This window comes from Janthinobacterium sp. BHSEK (assembly GCF_056174685.1).
On sequence record NZ_JBWBYV010000071.1, the window covers coordinates 36,921 to 55,976 of the forward strand.

Genomic DNA, 19,056 nt, shown 5'->3' on the forward strand with positions numbered 1-19,056 from the left:
ATCAGCGCTGTCCCTTGTGCATTTTCAGGCTTGCGCCGGCAACGATTTCCAGGCACAGGTCTTCATAGCTGGTGCCTTCCGCGCGCGCCGCCATCGGCACGAGCGAGTGACCGGTCATGCCTGGCGAGGTATTCACTTCCAGCAAAAACAGCTTGCTGTCGGCCGCGCGCATCAGCACATCGACCCGTCCCCAGCCTTCGCAGCCGAGGGCGCGGTATGCCGCCAGGGCGATGCGTTCCATCTCGGCGATGATCGCCGGGTCCAGCTGCGGCGGGCAGAAATACTGCGTATCGTCCGTGAAGTACTTGTTCTGGTAATCGTAATTGCCTTGCGGCGCGACGATTTCAATCGGCGGCAGCGCGCGCGCCGCGGCGCCCTTGCCCAGGATCGCGACGGTGAACTCGCGGCCCTTGATGAATTCCTCGGCCAGCACCGAATCATCGAGACCGGCGGCGATGTCGTAGGCTGCCTGGAAGGCCGACGCTTCGTTGACCGTCGTGATGCCGATGCTCGAACCCTCATGCGGCGGCTTGACGATCAGCGGCAAGCCCAGTTGCGCGGCCACCTTGGCCAGGTCGGAGCTGTCGTCCAGCACCGCGTACTTCGGCGTCGGCAGCTCGTGCATCAGCCAGATCATCTTGGTATAGACCTTGTCCATGCCAACCGAGCAGGCCATCACGCCGCTGCCCGTGTACGGGATGCCCAGCTGTTCCAGCGCGCCCTGCAGGCTGCCGTCTTCGCCGAAGCGGCCGTGCAGCGCGATGAAGACGCGGTCAAACTTCTCAGCGGCCAGTTCGGCCAGGCTGCGTTCGCCCGTGTCGAAGCCATGCGCATCCATGCCATGGCTTTTCAACGCGGCCAGCACGCCCGCGCCGGACATCAGCGACACTTCGCGCTCGGCCGAACGGCCGCCGAACAGGACGCCGACCTTGCCCAATTGTTTTACGTCGATAGCTGAAGCTTGGTTCACGTCAGGCCTTTACAGTGTTGGATGGATACGTTGTCAGTTGTTGCGGAATGCCGCTGATGGAGCCCGCGCCCATGGTCAGCACGACGTCGCCGTCGCGCGCCACGCTCATGATGGTATCGGCCATGTCCGTCATGGACTCGACGAAGATCGGTTCGATCTTGCCGCGTGCGCGCAGCGCATGCGCCAGGGCGCGGCCGTCGGCGGCGACGATAGGCGCTTCGCCCGCCGCATACACTTCGGACAAGAGCAAGACGTCGGGCGCACCCAATACCTTGACGAAATCCTCGAACAGGTCGCGCGTGCGGCTGTAGCGGTGCGGCTGGAAAGCCAACACCAGGCGGCGGCCCGGATAGGCGGCGCGCGCGGCGGCCAGGGTCACTTCCGTTTCCACCGGATGATGGCCGAAATCGTCGACCAGCGCGAAGCTGCCGCCGTTCGGCAGCGCCACGTCGCCATAGCGGGTAAAGCGGCGGCCCACGCCGGAAAACTCCGCCAGGCCTTGCTGCGTGGCGCTGTCGGCGATGCCGATTTCGCGCGCGATGGCGATCGCCGAGCAGGCATTCTGCACATTGTGCATGCCGGGCTGGTTCAGCACCACGTCCAGGTCCGGATAACCTTCCTGCAGCACGGTGAAATGCATTTCCAGGCCCACGGCGCGCGCGTTGATGGCGCGTACCTGCGCGTCTTCCGCGAAACCGTAGGTGGTGACGGGCTTGGTGACGGACGGGATGATGGCGCGCACGTGCGGATCGTCGATGCACAGCATGGCGCGGCCATAGAACGGCAAGCGGTGCGTGAACTGCACGAAGGCCTGCTTGAGCTTTTCGAAATCGTGCTCGTAGGTGTCCATGTGATCGGCGTCGATATTCGTGATCACTTCGATCATCGGCGTCAGGTTCAGGAACGAGGCGTCCGATTCATCGGCTTCGGCCACCAGATAGTCGCCCGAGCCCAGCTTGGCGTTCGCGCCGGCGCTGGTCAGGCGTCCGCCGATGACGAAAGTCGGATCGAGGCCGCCCTGCGCCAGCACGGAAGCGACCAGGCTGGTGGTCGTCGTCTTGCCGTGCGTGCCGGCGATGGCGATGCCGCGTTTCAGGCGCATCAACTCGCCCAGCATCACGGCGCGCGGCACCAGCGGTATCTTGCGCGCGCGCGCGGCCGCCACTTCGGGATTGTCTTGCGGGACGGCGCCCGACGTCACCACCGCATCGGCGTCGCCGATGTTCTCGGCCGCGTGGCCGAGCATGACGGTCGCGCCCAGGCTCGCCAGGCGCTGCGTCGCCGCATTGCTGCCCAGGTCGGAGCCCGACACCTTGTAGCCCAGGTTGACCAGCACTTCGGCGATGCCGCTCATGCCGCTGCCGCCAATGCCGACAAAGTGGATATTGTTTACTTTATGCTTCACAGAGCTAACCTCATGCCAATTTTTCCAATACGTGTGCGATCGCCTCATTGGCGTCGCGCTTGCCTGCTGCCAGTGCCGCCTGCGCCATCTGCTGGCAGGTCTCGCGCGTCAAGGACGCCAGCAGAGTGCTCAGCGACACTGCACTCATTTCCGTCTGCGGCAGATGAATCGCCGCGCCTTGCTTCGCCATCCATTGCGCGTTGTCGCGCTGGTGGCTGGTGGTCGACGCCACCAGCGGCACGAGCACGCTGGCCACGCCGGCCGCCGTCAATTCCGACAAGGTGATCGCGCCCGCGCGGCAGATCACCAGGTCGGCTTCCGTATACGCCCGGGCCATGTCGTCGATGAAGTCGACCACGTTCGCTTGCACGCCCGCCTGCGCATACGCGGCATGCAGGGCGTCGATATTCTTCTTGCCCGACTGGTGCGTCACCAGCGGGCGTTCGCCCTGCGGCATCAGCGCCAGCGCGGCGGGCAGATTGTCGTTCAGCGCTTTCGCGCCCAGGCTGCCGCCCACCACCAGGATGCGCAGCGGTCCGCTGCGGCCCGCGAAACGCGGCGCTGGCGGCGCCATGGCGAGGATCTCGGCGCGCACGGGATTGCCCGTGACGACGGCCTTGCCGGCGGCACTGCCGAAGTCGGCAGGGAAACCGAAGCACACCTGCTGCGCCAGCGGCACCAGGGTCTTGTTCGACAACAGCAGCGCCGCGTCGGCATTCACCAGCACCAGCGGCACGCCCTTCAGGCGCGCCATCAGGCCGCCCGGCACGGTGACGTAGCCGCCCATGCCCATCACCACGTCCGGCTTGCGGCTGGCGATGAAACGGCGGATGGCAAAGAAGCTGGCCAGCATCCTGAAGCCGCCTTTGACCGTGTGCGCCAGGCCCTTGCCGCGCATGCCCGAGAACGCGATGGCGTCCATGGGAATGCCGCTTTTCGGCACCAGCTCCTGCTCCATGCCGTGGGTCGTGCCCAGCCAGCTCACTTCCCAGCCGCGCGCGCGCATCGTCTGCGCAATCGCCAGGCCCGGGAAGATATGGCCGCCGGTGCCGGCCGCCATGATCATCAGTCTTTTCGTCGTTTTCAAGTTCGTCACGTTGTTCATAGCCGGCCTCCGCGCATCAGGATCCGGTTTTCGTAATCGATGCGCAGCAAAATCGCCAGGCCGATACAGTTAATCAGTACGCCCGTGCCGCCATAACTCATCAAGGGCAAGGTCAGGCCCTTGGTTGGCAGCAGGCCCAGGTTCACGCCCATATTGATGAAGGTCTGCACGCCGATCCAGATGGCGATGCCCTTTGCCGTCAGGCCGGCAAAGGTCTGGTCGATGGCGATCGCCTGGCGGCCGATGTCGAAGGCGCGCTTGATAATCCAGTAGAACATGCCGATCACGACCAGCACGCCCACCAGGCCCAGTTCCTCGCCGATCACGGCCAGCAAAAAGTCCGTATGCGCTTCGGGCAGGTAATGCAGTTTTTCCACGCTGCCGCCCAGTCCCACGCCAAACAGTTCGCCGCGCCCGAAGGCGATCAGCGAGTGCGTCAGCTGGTAGGCCTTGTTCAGCGCATTGTCTTCCTGCCACGGATCGAGATACGCGAAAAACCGCTCGCGGCGGAATTTCGACAGAGCGATGATGGTGACGAAGATCGCCGTCAGCATGGCGCCGATGCCGCCGAACCAGATGGCGTTGACGCCGCCCAAAAACAGGATGCCCATGGCGATGCAGACGATCACGCCGAAGGCGCCCAGATCGGGCTCCATCAGCAGCAGCAAGCCGACGAAGCTGACGGCCAGCGCCATCGGCATGAAGCCCTTGGTCAGCTTGTGCATGTATTCCTGCTTGCGCACCGTGTAGTCGGCCGCGTACAGCACCATCACCACCTTCATCAGTTCGGACGGCTGCGGCCGCAGGCCCGGCAGGTTCAGCCAGCGGCGACCGCCGTTGACGGACACGCCCAGGCCCGGTATCAGGACCATCACCAGCAGCACCAGGGTACCGATGAACAGCCACGGCGCCATCTTTTGCCAGGTGGCGACGGGGATACGGAACACCAGCGCGCCGACGATGATCGACACGCCGATGAACAGCGCCTGGCGCACGACGAAATAATTGTTCGTATAGGCGGCGAACTTGCGCGCGTCCGACAGCGAGATCGACGCCGAATACACCATCACCATGCCCAGCAACATGAGCAGCAGGACCACCCACACCAGCGGCTTGTCATAGTCCATCATCTTCGACTGCCGCGCGCGGCTGTCCAGCGGCTTGGCAGCCGAGCCGGAACCAAAGCTGAAGGGCAGTTGGAAGGCCATCAGATATCCTGTCCGTTTTCCAGGGCGATGTCGCGCACGGCGTCGACAAACACCTGCGCGCGGTGCGCATAGTTCTTGAACATGTCCAGGCTCGCGCACGCGGGCGACAGCAGCACGGCATCGCCGGCCAGCGCCAGGCCGCTGGCGCGCTTGACGGCTTCCGGCAAGGTGGCGCAGTCGACGATGTCCACGCCGGCCGGCTCGAGCGCCGCGCGCAAGGCAGGCGCGTCGCGCCCGATCAGCACCACGGCGCGCACGTAGCGCGAGACCGGTTCGGCCAGCGGCGAGAAATCCTGCCCCTTGCCGTCGCCGCCGGCGATCAGCACCAGGCGCTGTTCCGCGCCGCCGAAGGCCTTGCCCAGGCCGGCCAAGGCGGCCACTGTCGCGCCCACGTTGGTGCCCTTGCTGTCGTCGTAGTATTCAACTTCAGCCACGGCCGTGATCAGCTCCACGCGGTGCGGCTCGCCCTGGTATTCGCGCAAGCCGTGCAGCAGCGGCGCAAATGGCAGGCCGATGGCGCGGCACAGGGCCAGCGCCGCCAGCGCATTCGAGGCGTTATGCTGGCCGCGGATTTTCAGCGCGTCGGCCGGCATCAGTTTCTTGGCCATCGTCGGCACCGGTTCCGGCGCCGGATCGTTCTTTTTGCGTTTTTTCTCGATCACTTCTTCGCTGGGCACGGCCTGCGCCAGCCAGAAGATGCCGCGTTCATTGACCAGGCCAAAGCTGTCCACTTCCGCCGGCTCGCCCGTGCCGAAGGTGATCGTCTCGGCCAGCGGATCGGCCATGCGCATGACGGCCGCATCGTCGCGGTTCAGGATGCGCACGGTCTGGTCGCCGAAGATGCGCGCCTTGTCGGCAGCGTAGGCCGCCATGTCGCCATGCCAGTCCAGGTGGTCCTGCGACAGATTCAGGACCGTAGCCGCATCGGCCTGCAGGCTGAACGTCGTGTGCAGCTGGAAGCTGGACAATTCAAGTATCCACGCTTGCGGCAAGGTGCCGGCGACGGGTTCCGCCGCTTCAGCGTCCGCATCGACCGGCTGCGGCGCGGGTTCGGCATCGAGCACTTCGCGCAGCACGTCCAGCGCGGCCGGGCTGATATTGCCGGCCACGCGCGTGATCAATCCGGCGCGCTCGCACAACAGGCCTACCAGGCTGGTGACGGTCGTCTTGCCGTTGGTGCCCGTGATGGCGATGACTTTCGGCGCATAGCCGCGTTCCGCCTTGAGCGCCGCCAGTGCCTGCGCGAACAGTTCGATCTCGCCCCACACGGGGATGTTTTTCTCAACAGCGGCTGGAGCGATCTGTGCCAGTTCGCGGCCCGGCGCCAGGCCGGGGCTGACGGCGACGAAGTCGACGCCATCGAGCAGCTCGGCCGTGAAGGCGCCGGCGATGAACTGCGCCTGCGGCACGGCGGCCTGCAGCGCGGCCAGGCGCTCGGGCACCTCGCGCGTATCGGCCACGCGCACGCAAGCACCGCTGCGGGCCAGCCACAGGGCCATCGCCAGCCCCGATTCGCCGAGGCCCAGTACCAGTGCGGTTTTAGCGTCGTACATCATCAGCGCAGCTTCAAGGTGGTCAGGCCGAGCAGCACCAGCATCATGGTGATGATCCAGAAACGCACGACCACCTGCGTCTCCTTCCAGCCTTTTTGTTCAAAATGGTGATGCAATGGCGCCATCAGGAAGACGCGGCGGCCAGCGCCATAGCGCTTCTTGGTGTACTTGAACCAGACGACCTGGATGATCACGGACAGCGTTTCGACGACGAAGATGCCGCCCATGATGAACAGGACGATTTCCTGGCGCACGATGACGGCGATGGTGCCCAGTGCGCCGCCCAGCGCCAGCGCGCCCACGTCGCCCATGAACACTTTGGCGGGGTGCGTGTTATACCAGAGGAAGGCCAGGCCGGAACCAGCCAGCGCGCCGCAGAAGATCACCAGTTCGCCGGCGCCCGGAATGTGCGGGATGAACAGGTAGCGCGCATACGTGGCGTTACCCGTCAGGTAGGCGAACAGCCCCAGGGCCGTGCCCACCATCACGGTCGGCATGATGGCCAGGCCATCGAGACCGTCCGTGAAGTTGACGGCGTTGCTGGTGCCGACGATGACGCAATAGGTCAGCGCGATGAAGCCCCACACGCCCAGCGGATAGCTGATGGTCTTGAAGAACGGCACGATCAGGTCGGCCTTCGGCGGCAGGTCCATGGCGAAGCCCGACTGTACCCAGGCGTAGATCAGGTTCCACACGTGACCCGCGTCAGGTTCCGACACGGAGACGGAAAATGCCAGGTAAAACGCGGCGACGATGCCGATCAGCGACTGCCAGAAGTATTTTTCACGCGAGCGCATGCCCTCCGGATCCTGGTGCACCACCTTGCGGTAGTCGTCGGCCCAACCGACGGCGCCAAAGCCCAGGGTGACGATCAGCACGGGCCAGATGAAGCGGTTCGACAGGTCGGCCCACAGCAAGGTGGAAATGCCGATGGCAATGAGGATCAGCACACCGCCCATGGTGGGCGTGCCGTGCTTTTTCAGATGCGTTTGCGGGCCGTCCGTACGCACGGCCTGGCCGACCTTCATGCGCGTGAGCATGCGGATCACGGCGGGACCGGCGCACAGGCCGATCAAAATCGCCGTCAAGGTGGCGAAGACGGCGCGGAAAGTGATGAAGTTAAAGACCCGCAATGGGCCAATGTCGTCCTGGAAATAATGAGCGAGCCAGAGCAGCATGATTAGTGAGCTTCCTTGTTATTGTTGTTTGAACCAATCAAATGCTGCACGGCCCGTTCCATCTTCATGAAGCGGGAGCCCTTGATTAATACTGTTGCATCCGAACGGCCGGACAAATGCGCATCGAGCGCCGCCAGCAAACCGTCGAACTGTTCGAAATACTCCACGACCGTGCCCGATTCCTGGCTGGCGGCTGCCTGCGCCGCACTCACCAGATGGCGCGCCAGGCCGCCCGTCGCCAGCACGTGTTCGATGCCTTTGGCGGCGGCGTAGGCGCCGATCTCTTCGTGGAACTGCTGCCCCTGCGTGCCGACTTCGCCCATCTCGCCCAGCACCAGGATGCGTGGTGCCGCGGCCTGCGCCAGTACATCGATGGCCGCGCGCGCCGAATCCGGATTGGCGTTATACGTGTCGTCGATGATGGTGGCGCCGTTGGCGGCACGTTTTTTCTGCAGGCGGCCGTTCACGGGCGCGAACGCCTCCAGGCCCTGCTTGATATGTTCGATGGCGATGCCGGCGCCCACGGCGCATGCCACAGCGGCCAGCGCATTGCGCACATTGTGTTCGCCCGCCGCCTGCAGGCCGACGAAGAACTGGCGCAAGGCGCCGTCCTGCGCGCGCACGCTGACGAACAGGTCGCTGCCGAAATCCTCGGCCGCGCGGTGCGTGCAGCTCACGTCGGCGTCCTTCGACAGGCCGAAGGTGATGGCGGCGCGCGCGCCGGCCAGCTCGCGCCACAAGGGCGTGAATTCGTCGCCATGCGGGAAGACGGCCACGCCGTCGCCGGCCAATGCCGCCAGCGCGGCGCCGTTTTCGCGCGCCACCGCTTCGACCGTATGCATGAATTCCTGGTGCTCGCGCTGCGCATTGTTGACCATCGCCAGGGTCGGCGCGGCAATCGCGGCCAGGCGCGCGATTTCTCCCGGATGGTTCATGCCCATCTCGATGACGGCCGCCTTGTGTTCTTCATTCAGGCGGAACAGGGTCAATGGCACGCCGATCTCGTTATTCAGGTTGCCGCGCGTGGCCAGGCGCGCCTCTTCGCCAAAGGCCGCCGCCAGGATCGATGCAATCATCTCCTTGACGGTGGTCTTGCCATTGCTGCCAGTGACGCCGATGACGGGCATATTGAAACGGCCGCGCCAGAAATTGGCGATGCGGCCCAGCGCGGCCAGGGTATCGGGCACCACGATGGCCGCTACCTTGCCGCTGTCCCAGCCTGCGGGCAGGCGCTCGACCACCACGGCGGCGACGCCGCTGGCGGCCACCTGTTCAAGGAAGTCGTGGGCGTCGAAACTCTCGCCGCGCAGGGCGACGAAGAGCGAACCGGCCTGGGCGCTGCGGCTGTCGGTGGAGACGCCGTCAAAAGCGGCGTCACCAATCAGCTGCGCGCCGTGCAGCGACGGCATCAGTTCTGTCAGGGTGCCGCGCATCAGTTCGTCCTCATCATGGTCAGGCGCGCGGACAGAGCCAGCTGCGCATGGTCGGCGTCGGAGAACGGCATTTTCTTGCCCTTGATTTCCTGGTACGGCTCATGGCCCTTGCCCGCCAACAGGATCACGTCCGGCTTGGCGGCGTGCTTGATGGCCGACAGGATGGCGGCGGCGCGGTCTTCAATGGCCTGCGGCTGCGGACCGTCTGCGCGCATGCCGGCGACGATCTGCGCGATGATGGCGTGCGGATCTTCGCTGCGCGGATTGTCGCTGGTGACGAGCACGTGATCGGCCAGCTGCGCGATGGCACCCATCTGCGGGCGCTTGCCCGGATCGCGGTCACCGCCGCAGCCGAACACGCACCACAGCTGGCCACCCCGCTCCTGCGCCACCTGGCGCAGGGCGGCCAGGGTCTTTTCCAGCGCGTCCGGCGTATGCGCGTAATCGATGACGACCATCGGCGCTTCCTGGCCGCCCACCTGCTGCATGCGGCCCGGGGCCGGCTGCAAGGATTCGATGCCGTCGATGGCGGCGCGCAGGCCGGTACCGTGCGCCAGCAAGGCGCCCAGCACGGCCAGCGCGTTGCTGATGTTGAAGTGGCCCACCAGCTGCGTCTTGACCAGCGCCACGCCCAGCGCGCATTCCAGGTGGAAGTCGGTGCCGGCATTGCGGCTGCGGAACTGGCTGGCGCGCAGCATCAGCACGCCAGGCAAGTCGGGCAAGGCCGCCGCATCCTGCAAGGTATAGCCGATGACGGGATATTCGCCGGCCAGCTTGCCGTCCACGTGCGCCGCCAGGCGCAGGCCCATCGGGTCGTCCAGGTTGATGACGGCCGTTTTCAGGCCGGGCCAGTCGAACAGCTTGACCTTGGCCGCCTCGTAGGCCGCCATGTCGCCATGGTAGTCGAGGTGGTCGCGCGTCAGATTGGTAAACATGGCGACGTCGAAGTGCATGCCGGCCGCGCGGTCCTGGTCCAGGCCGATCGACGACACTTCGATGGCGACGGCCTTGGCGCCTGCATCGCGCATGGCGGCCAGTTTGCGCGCCAGCAGCACGGCGTCCGGCGTGGTGTAGCCGGTGACGTCGAATTCGATGGCGCCGCGCGGCTTGCACAGGCCCACGCCCAGAGTCCCGATGACGGACGATGGCTCGCCCAGGCGCGCCAGGGCTTGCGCCAGCCAGAGCGCGCACGATGTCTTGCCATTCGTGCCCGTCACGCCGGCGCTGAACATGGCGCGATCGGGCATGTCGTAGAAAGCATGCGCCACGGGGCCGGCCAGGCGTTTCAGGTCGCTGACCAGCAGGTGCGGCACGCTCCATGCGGCGTTCCATTCCACGGCGTCATGCACGATGGCGGCGGCGCCCTGCCCGATGGCGGCGGCGATGAAATCGGTGGCGCCCGCATAGGCGAAAAACACGTCGCCGCGCTGCACGCGGCGCGAATCGGACGTCAGCTGCCCGGACGGGGCAGCCGCTTTGATCCACAAACTGATGTCTTGTATGGTCATGAGTGACTTCACATGGCCTCCGGGCCGGCATTGGCCGGGACCACGATTTCGGTAACGGAGGAATCGGGCGGTACGTTCATCGCGCGCAGCGCGTTGGTCGCAATCGCCGCGAAAGCGGGAGCGGCGACCTGGCCGCCGTAGTGGGCCGGGCCGGTCGGTTCATCGATCATCACGGCAATGATGAAGCGCGGCGCCGACATCGGCACCATGCCCACGAAAGAGCCGATGTATTTGCGCGGCATCGCATAGCGGCCGTTTTCCACCTTATAGGCGGTACCCGTCTTGCCGCCCACGCGGTAGCCGGCGACCTGGGCGCGCTTGGCCGAGCCGTGCGCGCCGGAGACCACCAGCTCGAGCATGGCGCGCATTTCGGCGGCCGTCTTCGGCTTGATCACCTGCTGGCCCACGGGCAGTTCATTGACCTTCTGGAACGACAGGGGAATCGTGTCGCCGTCGCGCGCGAACATCATATAAGAGCGCGCCAGCTGGATCAGCGACACGGAAATGCCGTTACCGTAGCTCATGGTCGCCTGTTCCACCGGGCGCCACGATTTATACGGACGCACGCGGCCGGCCACGGCGCCGGGGAAGCCCCATTTCGGCTGCTGGCCGAAGCCGACCTTGGTAAACATTTCCCACATTTCCTGCGACGGCATGCCCAGCGCGATCTTCGAGGTGCCGATGTTCGACGACATCTCGATGATTTCGGAGACATTGATCACGCCGTGCGGCTTGGTGTCGGTGATCGTGCGGTCGGCGATGGTATAGCGGCCCGGGCCCGTGTCGATCAGCGTACCCGGCTTGACGCGGCCCGTGTCGAGCGCCAGCGAGACCGTGATCGGTTTCAGGGTCGAACCGGGCTCAAAAGTATCGGTCATGACGCGGTTGCGCAGCTGCTGGCCGGTGAGCTTGCGGCGGTCGTTCGGGTCGTAGCTGGGGTAATTGGCCAGGGCCAGCACTTCGCCCGTGTGCACGTCGAGCACCACGGCGCCGCCGGCCTTGGCATTGAATTTCTCCACCGCTTCCTTCAGCTGCGTGAAGGCGATGTACTGGATCTTGCTGTCGACGGACAGGGTCAGGTCCTTGCCGTCATGCGGTTCGTGGATGAAGCCGATGTCTTCGACGATGTGGCCCAGGCGGTCCTTGATCACGCGGCGGCTGCCGGTGGTGCCGACGAGGGTTTTCTGCTGCGCCAGCTCCATGCTTTCCTGGCCCACGTCTTCCACGTTGGTAAAGCCCACCACGTGGGTCATCACTTCACCCTGTGGGTAGAAGCGCTTGTACTCCTTGCGCTCGTCGATGCCGTCGATGCCCAGCTTGGAAATCTTGTCGGCCACGTCCATCTCGACCTGGCGCTTCAGGTAAACGAAGCTGCGGTCCGAATCGAGCTTCTTGCGCAATTCGTTGACGTTCATTTCCAGCAGACCGGCCAGCGCATTGATTTTCTCGGGAGACGCCTGCAGCACGTCGTCGGGAATGGCCCAGATGGCTTTCACGGGGACGGACGAAGCGAGCACCTGGCCGTTACGGTCGGTGATCTTGCCGCGCGTGGCGGGCAATTCCAGCGTGCGTTCATAGCGCGCCTTGCCCTGCTTTTGCAGAAACTGCGTCGACACGCCCTGCAGCCACAGGGCGCGTGCGCCCAGGCCGGCGAAAGCGAAGAACAGCAGGAACAGCACGACGCGCGAACGCCAGACGGGCAGACGCACCGCCAGTACGGGGTTCTTCGAGAATGGCACGCCTTTCGATGCCGCCACCCGGCCGTTGCTATTGCCGCCCAACTTCATTATTCGCCCTCCGTCAGGTATTGCGTACGCGCCGCCGTCAGCGGCGTCATGCTCAGGTCGCGCCGCGCGATCGATTCGATGCGTTCATGCTTGCCCAAAGTGGACTGGTCCAGCTGCAGTTGCGCCCAGTCGATGTCGAGCTGGCGCGACAGCGCTTGCGCGCGTTCCAGGTCGATCAGCAGGTGGCGCGACTGGTACTGCGCGTTCACCAGCGACAGACCGCAGCACACCAGCAGGGCCGACAGCACGACACACAGCTTGCCAGTCATCGGGCGCCGCCGTTCGCAGGCGCGGCCAGCGGCAGGCGCTGCGCCACGCGCATCACGGCCGAACGCGAACGGGGATTGCCCTCGATCTCGGCATCGGACGGCTTCATTTTCGAAATCAGCTTCATTTCCGGCTGCGGCAAGTCCACCGCGCGGATCGGCAGGCGGCGGTCAGGCTGCTCCACGTTCGCCTTCGAGGCGAAGAAGCGCTTGACCATGCGGTCTTCCAGCGAATGAAAACTGATCACGGCCATGCGCGCGCCGGGCGCCAGGCAGGCATATGCCTGGTTCAGACCGATCTCGAGATCCTCGAGCTCTTTGTTAATGAAAATGCGGATTGCCTGAAAGGTGCGGGTAGCGGGGTCCTTACCCTTCTCGCGGGTCTTGACGGCGCCTGCCACGATGCCGGCAAGCTGTCGTGTGCTTGAAATTGGCTGGACTGCCCGGCCAGCAACAATCGCCTTTGCAATCTGAAAAGCAAACCGTTCTTCCCCATAATCGCGTATCACTTTCTCTAAATTCTGCTCGGTTTCCACCGCCAGCCACTCGGCCGCGGAAATGCCGCGCGTGGTATCCATGCGCATGTCCAGCGGTCCGTCGTTACGGAAGCTGAAACCGCGCGCCGCGTCGTCGACCTGCGGCGACGAGATGCCCAGGTCGAGCAGGATGCCGTCCACCTGCCGCACGCCGCGTTCGGCCAGGCTGGCCGTCATGGTGGCAAAGCTGTCATGGACGATTTCAAAACGAGGGTCGCCGATCTGTTCAGCCGTGGCGATGGCTTGCAAGTCCTTGTCGAAGCCGATCAGGCGCGCGTCATCGGCCAGGCGCGACAGGATCAGGCGGCTATGCCCGCCGCGGCCAAACGTGCCGTCGACGTAAATGCCGTGCGCGCGGTCGCCCGTCAGGTCGAGCGCATCGACCGCCTCATCGAGCAGCACCGTGCGATGCTGAAATTCCGGCACCGTGAGTTGTGTCATTACGGAGCCTTAGAAAGAAAAATTGGAAAGTACATCGGGGGTGCCGGCATCGATCGCCTGCTGTTCTTTGTCGGCCAACTTGGCGGCATCCCATATTTCAAAGTGGCTGCCCATGCCGATCATCATGACTTCGCGCGCCAGTCCGACGGCGTTGCGCAATTCGGGCGAGATCAGCACGCGGCCCGCCGAGTCCAGCTCGACGTCGACGGCGTTGCCGAGGAAGATGCGCTGCCAAGCGCGCGCCGACATGGGCCAGGCGGCGATTTGCTGGCGGTGGCTTTCCCACACGGGACGGGGGAAAAACAGCAGGCAGCCATCGGGGTGTTTGGTCAGGGTCAAACGGCCTTCGCATTGGATCGCCAGCGCGTCACGGTGCTTGGCAGGGATAGACATCCTGCCTTTGGCATCGAGATTGATTGCGGACGCGCCTTGAAACACGGAAGACCTTTTTGAGCTTGGGTTGCGACGCTTGCGCATCGCGATGAAAAGGGAAAATTTCCCACAAAAACACACTTTTTCACACAGTTGCCCACTTTAGAGGAAGCAAAGATAGTGGTCAAGCGGTTTCCGATTGGCAAAACAGGAATTTTATTAATGAAATTAAGGACTTAGCGCATATCGTTGAAGGAGTCTCAAATAAAAATATATCGATAAATTAGATACTTATGAAAGATAGTGAATGTGCTACCTCATCTGCACACATGTGTTTTCCTACCGTAAACATCGAAAAAAACGAAATCGAAAAATTGAATTTTTTACAGTTAGTTGACACATGACAATACTTTCGTCATCCAGGCACAACGGTAGCCAGCCGCAGCGAAAGACTTGGTTTAAAGCAAAAAATAATCGCCCATGGCGCGTACCGGCCCTGTTTTCCGGGCCTGGCCTGACACGGGAAAACTATTTTTGCAATGCAGCAATTAATTGAAAGCCGGAAACTTTAACCAATTGTCCATCTTTAGTTGTATATACAACTTTATCTCAAGCACTATATTTTTAGAAACAAAAAAAGCCCCGTTGCGGGGGCTTTTGGCGCGGCGTGCAGCGTGAAAACCGCTGCGGCCGAGACGCTCCCTGGCGAGCCAGGGAGCAGGAATTCAAGTGAAGCAGGCCGGTAGGCCGGATTTTGTTACGGCGCCTTCCCTTGCAGGTCGGCGCTATGACAGTCATTCCTCTAGGCGCCAGATTACTCGGGCGCTCAAGCTTTCTACCCGCACGCTCCGCGAGCAGCATCATCGCGTGCCTATTTGAAATTGCACCAGGTGGAGGTTACCGCGTTTCACCGTAACTTAATACGCTCGTCTCTGTGGCCCTATTCCTCGCCTTATACCTTGCGGCTTTCAGCGGACGGCCGTTAACCGTCACCCCGCTCTATGGAGTCCGGACCTTCCTCCCGCCAGCGCATTGCTGCGCCGGCCAGCGACTGTCTGGCCTGCTTCACCCGCCATTGTACCGCGCCGCAGCATGTTTCTGCAAAAGCGCGGCGTGGCCGTCGAGGGATTGTGTAATTCGGTGTCGCCATTTCAAAAGCCGGGCCAAATCGGCTCACATAGAATGGGGCAAGCTGCTTGCATGCAAGCGCATGCGCACCGCTTGCCCCATTTCTTTGCCACCCACTAGAATATAAAGAGCCGAACATGACGCAACAATCCCGTACCGGCGGCCAGATCCTGGTCGATGCCCTGCAGATCCACGGTGTCGACACCGCCTTTGGCGTGCCTGGCGAAAGCTACCTCGACGTGCTCGACGCCCTGCACGACTCGGGCATCCGTTTCATCATCAACCGCCAGGAAGGCGGCGCCGCCTTCATGGCCGAAGCCTACGGCAAGCTGACGGGCAAGCCGGGCATCTGCTTCGTCACGCGGGGACCGGGCGCCACCAACGCCTCGATCGGCGTGCACACGGCCTACCAGGACTCCACGCCGATGATCCTGTTCATCGGCCAGGTGGGCAATGATTTCATCGACCGCGAAGCGTTCCAGGAAATCGACTACCGCCGCATGTACGGCCAGATGGCCAAGTGGGTGGCGCAGATCGACCGCGCCGAGCGCATCCCCGAATACCTGGCGCGCGCCTTCCAGGTCGCCACCAGCGGGCGCCCCGGCCCCGTCGTGCTGGCATTGCCGGAAGACATGCTCATTTCCATGGCGACTGTCGCCGACACGCGCGCCTACCAAGCCGTGCAGGCAGCGCCATCGGATGCCCAGCTGCAGCAGCTGCGCGCCATGCTGGCGACGGCGAAGCAGCCGCTGGTCTTGCTCGGGGGCACCACTTGGACGCCGCAAGCGTGCGCCGACCTGCAGCAGTTCGCGGAAAGCAATCACCTGCCCGTCGCCTGCGCCTTCCGCTTCCAGGACTTGCTCGACAATGCACACCCGAACTACATCGGCGACGTCGGCATCGGCATCAACCCGAAACTGGCCGCGCGCGTGAAAAATGCCGACCTGGTCATCGCCATCGGCCCGCGCCTGGGCGAAATGACGACGGGCGGCTACACCCTGTTCGAGTCGCCCGTGCCGCGCCAGCGCCTGGTGCACATCCATACGGATGCCGAGGAACTGGGCAGCGTCTACCAGGCCGAGCTGATGATCAACAGCGGCATGCCGCAGGTGTGCGCCATGCTGGCCACGATGGCCCCCGTCGATGCTTCCGCATGGAAACATACGCCGGCCGAAGCCAAAGCCGAGCTGGCCGCCTACCAGGAGCGCCCGCCCATCTTCCAGGATGGCCAGGCGCCGCTGGATCTGTGGCAAGTCACGCAAGAGATCATGGCGCAGGCCCCCGCTGACACCATCCTGACGAACGGCGCCGGCAATTACGCCTCGTGGGCGCACCGTTTTTATCGCTACGGCGGCATGCGCACGCAACTGGCGCCGACGAATGGCGCCATGGGCTACGGCGTGCCGTCGGGCGTGGCGGCGAAGATCGTGCATCCGGAGCGCACCGTGATCACGTTCGCCGGTGATGGCGAATACATGATGAATGGCCAGGAACTGGCCACGGCCGTGCAATACCAGGCGGGCGTCGTCATCATCGTCTTCAATAACCAGATGTTCGGCACCATCCGCATGCACCAGGAGCGCGACTACCCGGGCCGCGTCTCGGGCACGACCCTGCACAACCCGGATTTTGCGGCGCTGGCGCAGGCATACGGCGCGCATGGCGCAGTGGTGAATACGACGGAAGAGTTCGCCCCTGCCCTGCAGCGGGCGCTGGCGCACGCCAGGGCGCACAACTTGCCGGCCCTGATCGAGCTGCGCTATGACGGCAACCTGATCACGCCGAACGCGACGCTCGCCACCATCCGCGCGAATGCGGAAAAGGCGCAGGCGGCCCAATAGGCCTCTTGCCTAGCGAGCAATAACAAAGGCCCGGTCGATACCGGGCCTTTTTCATGTGCAAGTCACAACCGCGTCAGGCGGCGGGTGCCTCGGCGCTGTCCTGCGCTGGCGCCTGCGCCGGCGCTTCCGGCATCGGCGGGCATGGCGTGCAGTTTTTCAGGGGACGGCCGAAATCGCGCACGCGGCTCAGTTTCATCGGCATGCGCACGTTGCCGCCGCAGTAATCGCCTTCCAGGGTCAGGGTCTGGCCATCTTTGGAAAACTTGCCGACGATGGTGCGCTCTTCGCTGTCGGCGCCGGCGATGGTGAAGTCGAAGGCCCCCGTGGCGGCGTCCAGGTTGACGTCGCTGGCCACGATGGGCCAGCTCAGGGCGCCGGCCGTGAATTCATAGATGACGGAATCGGCTTCGGCAAAACGGTGCAGGGTGACGCGCTGGCCGCCGATTTCACCGCTATCCTTCTGCAGGCACAGGTCGGAGTAGACGGCCACGCCGTAGCGCTCCAGTCCGGCCGCCTTCTTGCCCTTGACGGCAGCGACAGCGGCGCCCGTAGCGCCAGCGAGCAGCAGCGCGGCCAGCATGGCGGCCAGGCGCGGCGAGGTGAATGGATACATGGCATTCCTTTACTTGAGTAACGGCGCCATTATAACTGGCGCCGCCAATGCAAAAACGCGCCGCCAGGACTAGCCTGGAGACGCGTTTCCTTGCCTATCAGCATCCCCGAAGGGATGCCGGCAGCGGTACTAAGCTTCGCTTGCGCGAATATTAGAACGAGTGACGAACGCCAACGTTGAAGGCTTTGTCGCCCGTACCAACATTGCTGTTGTTACCAACGGTGTAGCCAGCGTTGTTTTTGTTCTTGATTTTAGCGTACGAAGCGTAGGTGCTGGTGCGCTTCGACAGAGCGTACGAGTAGCCCAGTGCCCATTGATCAGCGTCAGCATTGGCGTTGGTTTTGTCGTTCGTGCGGATGAACGAAGCCATTACGGTGCCAGCTGGGCCAACAGGTACGGTTGCGCCGACCAGGATGTTGTTGCTGTCGGTGCTGTAGCCAGCCGAAGTGTAGTTAAACGCGTTCACATTGCCGTTGTTGCGGATGGCGCTGTTGTTGCCTTTGTTCACGCCATAAGCGACGTAAGCTTTTGCAACTGCGAAGTCGTAGTTAGCTGCAGCCAGGTAGTTACGGCCGCTGCCGGTTTCGGTCAGCGCGGTGTCGTTGCTGGTGTTGTTGTAAGCGATACGAGCGTTCAGAGGACCGTTCGAGTAGCCAGCCGACGCGCCGATTTTGCGGCCGATTTTGTTCGACTCAGCGTTTTCGCCGAAGGTGTAAGCCACGTCAGCGTCAAAGCCGTTGAAGTTTGGCGAGGTGTACAGCACGGTGTTGCTGGTGCGGGTGTTCGCTGGGAACAAGTTTTTAGCGGAACCAGCGTAGCCAGCTGCGAATGGATCAGCAACTTTCGACAGGGTGTTGTACCAAGGGGTGTATTGACGACCCAGGGTCAGGGTACCGGTCGTTTTGCTGCTCAGACCAACGTAAGCTTGACGATTGAACAAGGTACCTGCAACGTCTTGTTGACCGTTGTCAACGCCGAAGCCCGATTCCAGAACGAACAGAGCCGACAGGCCGCTGCCCAGATCTTCGGTGCCTTTGAAGCCGATACGGGAAGCCGAAGCAATGCCGCTGTCCAGTTTGTTAACGTTGCCGTTAACACCGCCGCGCTCGCTGACGAAACCAGCGTCAACGGTACCGTAGATAACAACGCTCGATTGAGCTTGGGCTACGCCAGTGGCTGCTGCCAGAACTGCCAGGGTGATCAGAGTTTTTTTCATTGCGATTTCCTTTAATTTTTGAAGCAAAAAGTAATACAGCCTATGCATCTCGAGCTGCGCTCTAACAGAGCGCTTTTTATGAGTGAGGGCAAGGTCTCCACCTGCCACATTGCTGTTCCGGTCAGGGGAACATTCATATCGGTATCGGCACGCTATTGCACCGATAAGCTTGAAGGCTGCATAACGACCGTCATTCGTGCGCCGGTTCGGTGCTCAAAGGGCACCGGAAGCGGCACTATAACGACCGTTTCACATTCCATCAAGTTCCAACATGTTACTTCCGGTACCAGGCCGGGGGCTTTTTCAGGCATCCCGACCATCGCCAACCGTACTACGCGACAGAGCCAGTGCCCCTTGCCAACCAATGCATTGGCCTGATTGACCATTCCATCATAGCGCATGGCATGCTGGCACCCGTTGTATTAGTGCAACAGTATCAGGCGAGTGATTAAAACGTCAACATGCTTTACCCATCATTTTCCCTCGAATATTTACG

General features: G+C 63.1%; 15 protein-coding genes and 1 other RNA gene. 1 reads left to right on the forward strand and 15 read right to left on the reverse strand.

All coding sequences use genetic code 11. The annotated features are described in order from the left end of the window. Window position 1 precedes the first annotated feature (1 nt). The 13 genes from AC0V2Y_RS22750 to rnpB all read right to left on the reverse strand — a co-directional run bounded on the left by AC0V2Y_RS22750 (window position 2) and on the right by rnpB (window position 14,829). Entirely contained in the window at window positions 2-970 is a 969-nt protein-coding gene (locus tag AC0V2Y_RS22750) for a D-alanine--D-alanine ligase (RefSeq protein WP_475413895.1), read from the reverse strand. Window position 971: 1 nt separating this feature from the next. Beyond that, window positions 972-2,375: a UDP-N-acetylmuramate--L-alanine ligase gene (murC, locus tag AC0V2Y_RS22755; protein WP_475413894.1), complete on the reverse strand. Its 1,404-nt coding sequence runs from the start codon at window positions 2,373-2,375 to the stop codon at window positions 972-974. A 10-nt stretch (window positions 2,376-2,385) separates the two neighbouring features. After that, complete coding sequence (murG, locus tag AC0V2Y_RS22760; RefSeq protein ID WP_475413893.1) at window positions 2,386-3,480, reverse strand: undecaprenyldiphospho-muramoylpentapeptide beta-N-acetylglucosaminyltransferase; 1,095 nt, start codon at window positions 3,478-3,480, stop codon at window positions 2,386-2,388. After that, the gene (gene ftsW / locus AC0V2Y_RS22765; RefSeq protein ID WP_475413892.1) at window positions 3,477-4,688 is read right to left on the reverse strand and encodes a putative lipid II flippase FtsW; all 1,212 of its coding nucleotides are present in this window, start codon (window positions 4,686-4,688) and stop codon (window positions 3,477-3,479) included. Before ftsW ends, murG begins: the two co-directional genes overlap by 4 nt. Then, a complete protein-coding gene (gene murD / locus AC0V2Y_RS22770; RefSeq protein WP_475413891.1) occupies window positions 4,688-6,244 on the reverse strand; it encodes a UDP-N-acetylmuramoyl-L-alanine--D-glutamate ligase in 1,557 nt (518 codons plus the stop codon). Before murD ends, ftsW begins: the two co-directional genes overlap by 1 nt. After that, the gene (gene mraY, locus AC0V2Y_RS22775) at window positions 6,244-7,419 is read right to left on the reverse strand and encodes a phospho-N-acetylmuramoyl-pentapeptide-transferase (RefSeq protein ID WP_034748886.1); all 1,176 of its coding nucleotides are present in this window, start codon (window positions 7,417-7,419) and stop codon (window positions 6,244-6,246) included. Before mraY ends, murD begins: the two co-directional genes overlap by 1 nt. A gap of 2 nt (window positions 7,420-7,421) precedes the next feature. Further along, a complete protein-coding gene (locus tag AC0V2Y_RS22780; protein ID WP_475413890.1) occupies window positions 7,422-8,852 on the reverse strand; it encodes a UDP-N-acetylmuramoyl-tripeptide--D-alanyl-D-alanine ligase in 1,431 nt (476 codons plus the stop codon). After that, a complete protein-coding gene (locus tag AC0V2Y_RS22785; RefSeq protein WP_475413889.1) occupies window positions 8,852-10,360 on the reverse strand; it encodes a UDP-N-acetylmuramoyl-L-alanyl-D-glutamate--2,6-diaminopimelate ligase in 1,509 nt (502 codons plus the stop codon). The genes AC0V2Y_RS22780 and AC0V2Y_RS22785 overlap by 1 nt, the downstream gene beginning before the upstream one ends. An 8-nt stretch (window positions 10,361-10,368) precedes the next feature. After that, window positions 10,369-12,147, reverse strand: a complete 1,779-nt coding sequence (locus AC0V2Y_RS22790) for a peptidoglycan D,D-transpeptidase FtsI family protein (protein ID WP_034748891.1) — start codon at window positions 12,145-12,147, stop codon at window positions 10,369-10,371. Then, a complete protein-coding gene (gene ftsL, locus AC0V2Y_RS22795; protein ID WP_034748894.1) occupies window positions 12,147-12,416 on the reverse strand; it encodes a cell division protein FtsL in 270 nt (89 codons plus the stop codon). The genes AC0V2Y_RS22790 and ftsL overlap by 1 nt, the downstream gene beginning before the upstream one ends. Beyond that, complete coding sequence (rsmH, locus tag AC0V2Y_RS22800) at window positions 12,413-13,390, reverse strand: 16S rRNA (cytosine(1402)-N(4))-methyltransferase RsmH (RefSeq protein WP_475413888.1); 978 nt, start codon at window positions 13,388-13,390, stop codon at window positions 12,413-12,415. Before rsmH ends, ftsL begins: the two co-directional genes overlap by 4 nt. Before the next feature lie 9 nt (window positions 13,391-13,399). Continuing rightward, on the reverse strand, window positions 13,400-13,828 hold the full coding sequence (gene mraZ / locus AC0V2Y_RS22805; protein ID WP_034748899.1) for a division/cell wall cluster transcriptional repressor MraZ: 429 nt from the start codon (window positions 13,826-13,828) through the stop codon (window positions 13,400-13,402). 661 nt (window positions 13,829-14,489) lie between these two features. After that, window positions 14,490-14,829, reverse strand: an RNA gene (rnpB, locus tag AC0V2Y_RS22810) — RNase P RNA component class A. A gap of 198 nt (window positions 14,830-15,027) precedes the next feature. Here rnpB and AC0V2Y_RS22815 point away from each other — a divergent pair. Then, the gene (locus tag AC0V2Y_RS22815; RefSeq protein ID WP_475413887.1) at window positions 15,028-16,731 is read left to right on the forward strand and encodes a thiamine pyrophosphate-binding protein; all 1,704 of its coding nucleotides are present in this window, start codon (window positions 15,028-15,030) and stop codon (window positions 16,729-16,731) included. Between the two features lie 73 nt (window positions 16,732-16,804). Here AC0V2Y_RS22815 and AC0V2Y_RS22820 read toward each other — a convergent pair whose 3' ends face one another. After that, window positions 16,805-17,344: a hypothetical protein gene (locus AC0V2Y_RS22820; RefSeq protein WP_475413886.1), complete on the reverse strand. Its 540-nt coding sequence runs from the start codon at window positions 17,342-17,344 to the stop codon at window positions 16,805-16,807. A 151-nt stretch (window positions 17,345-17,495) separates the two neighbouring features. After that, the gene (locus AC0V2Y_RS22825; protein ID WP_475413885.1) at window positions 17,496-18,560 is read right to left on the reverse strand and encodes a porin; all 1,065 of its coding nucleotides are present in this window, start codon (window positions 18,558-18,560) and stop codon (window positions 17,496-17,498) included. Window positions 18,561-19,056: the final 496 nt, after the last annotated feature.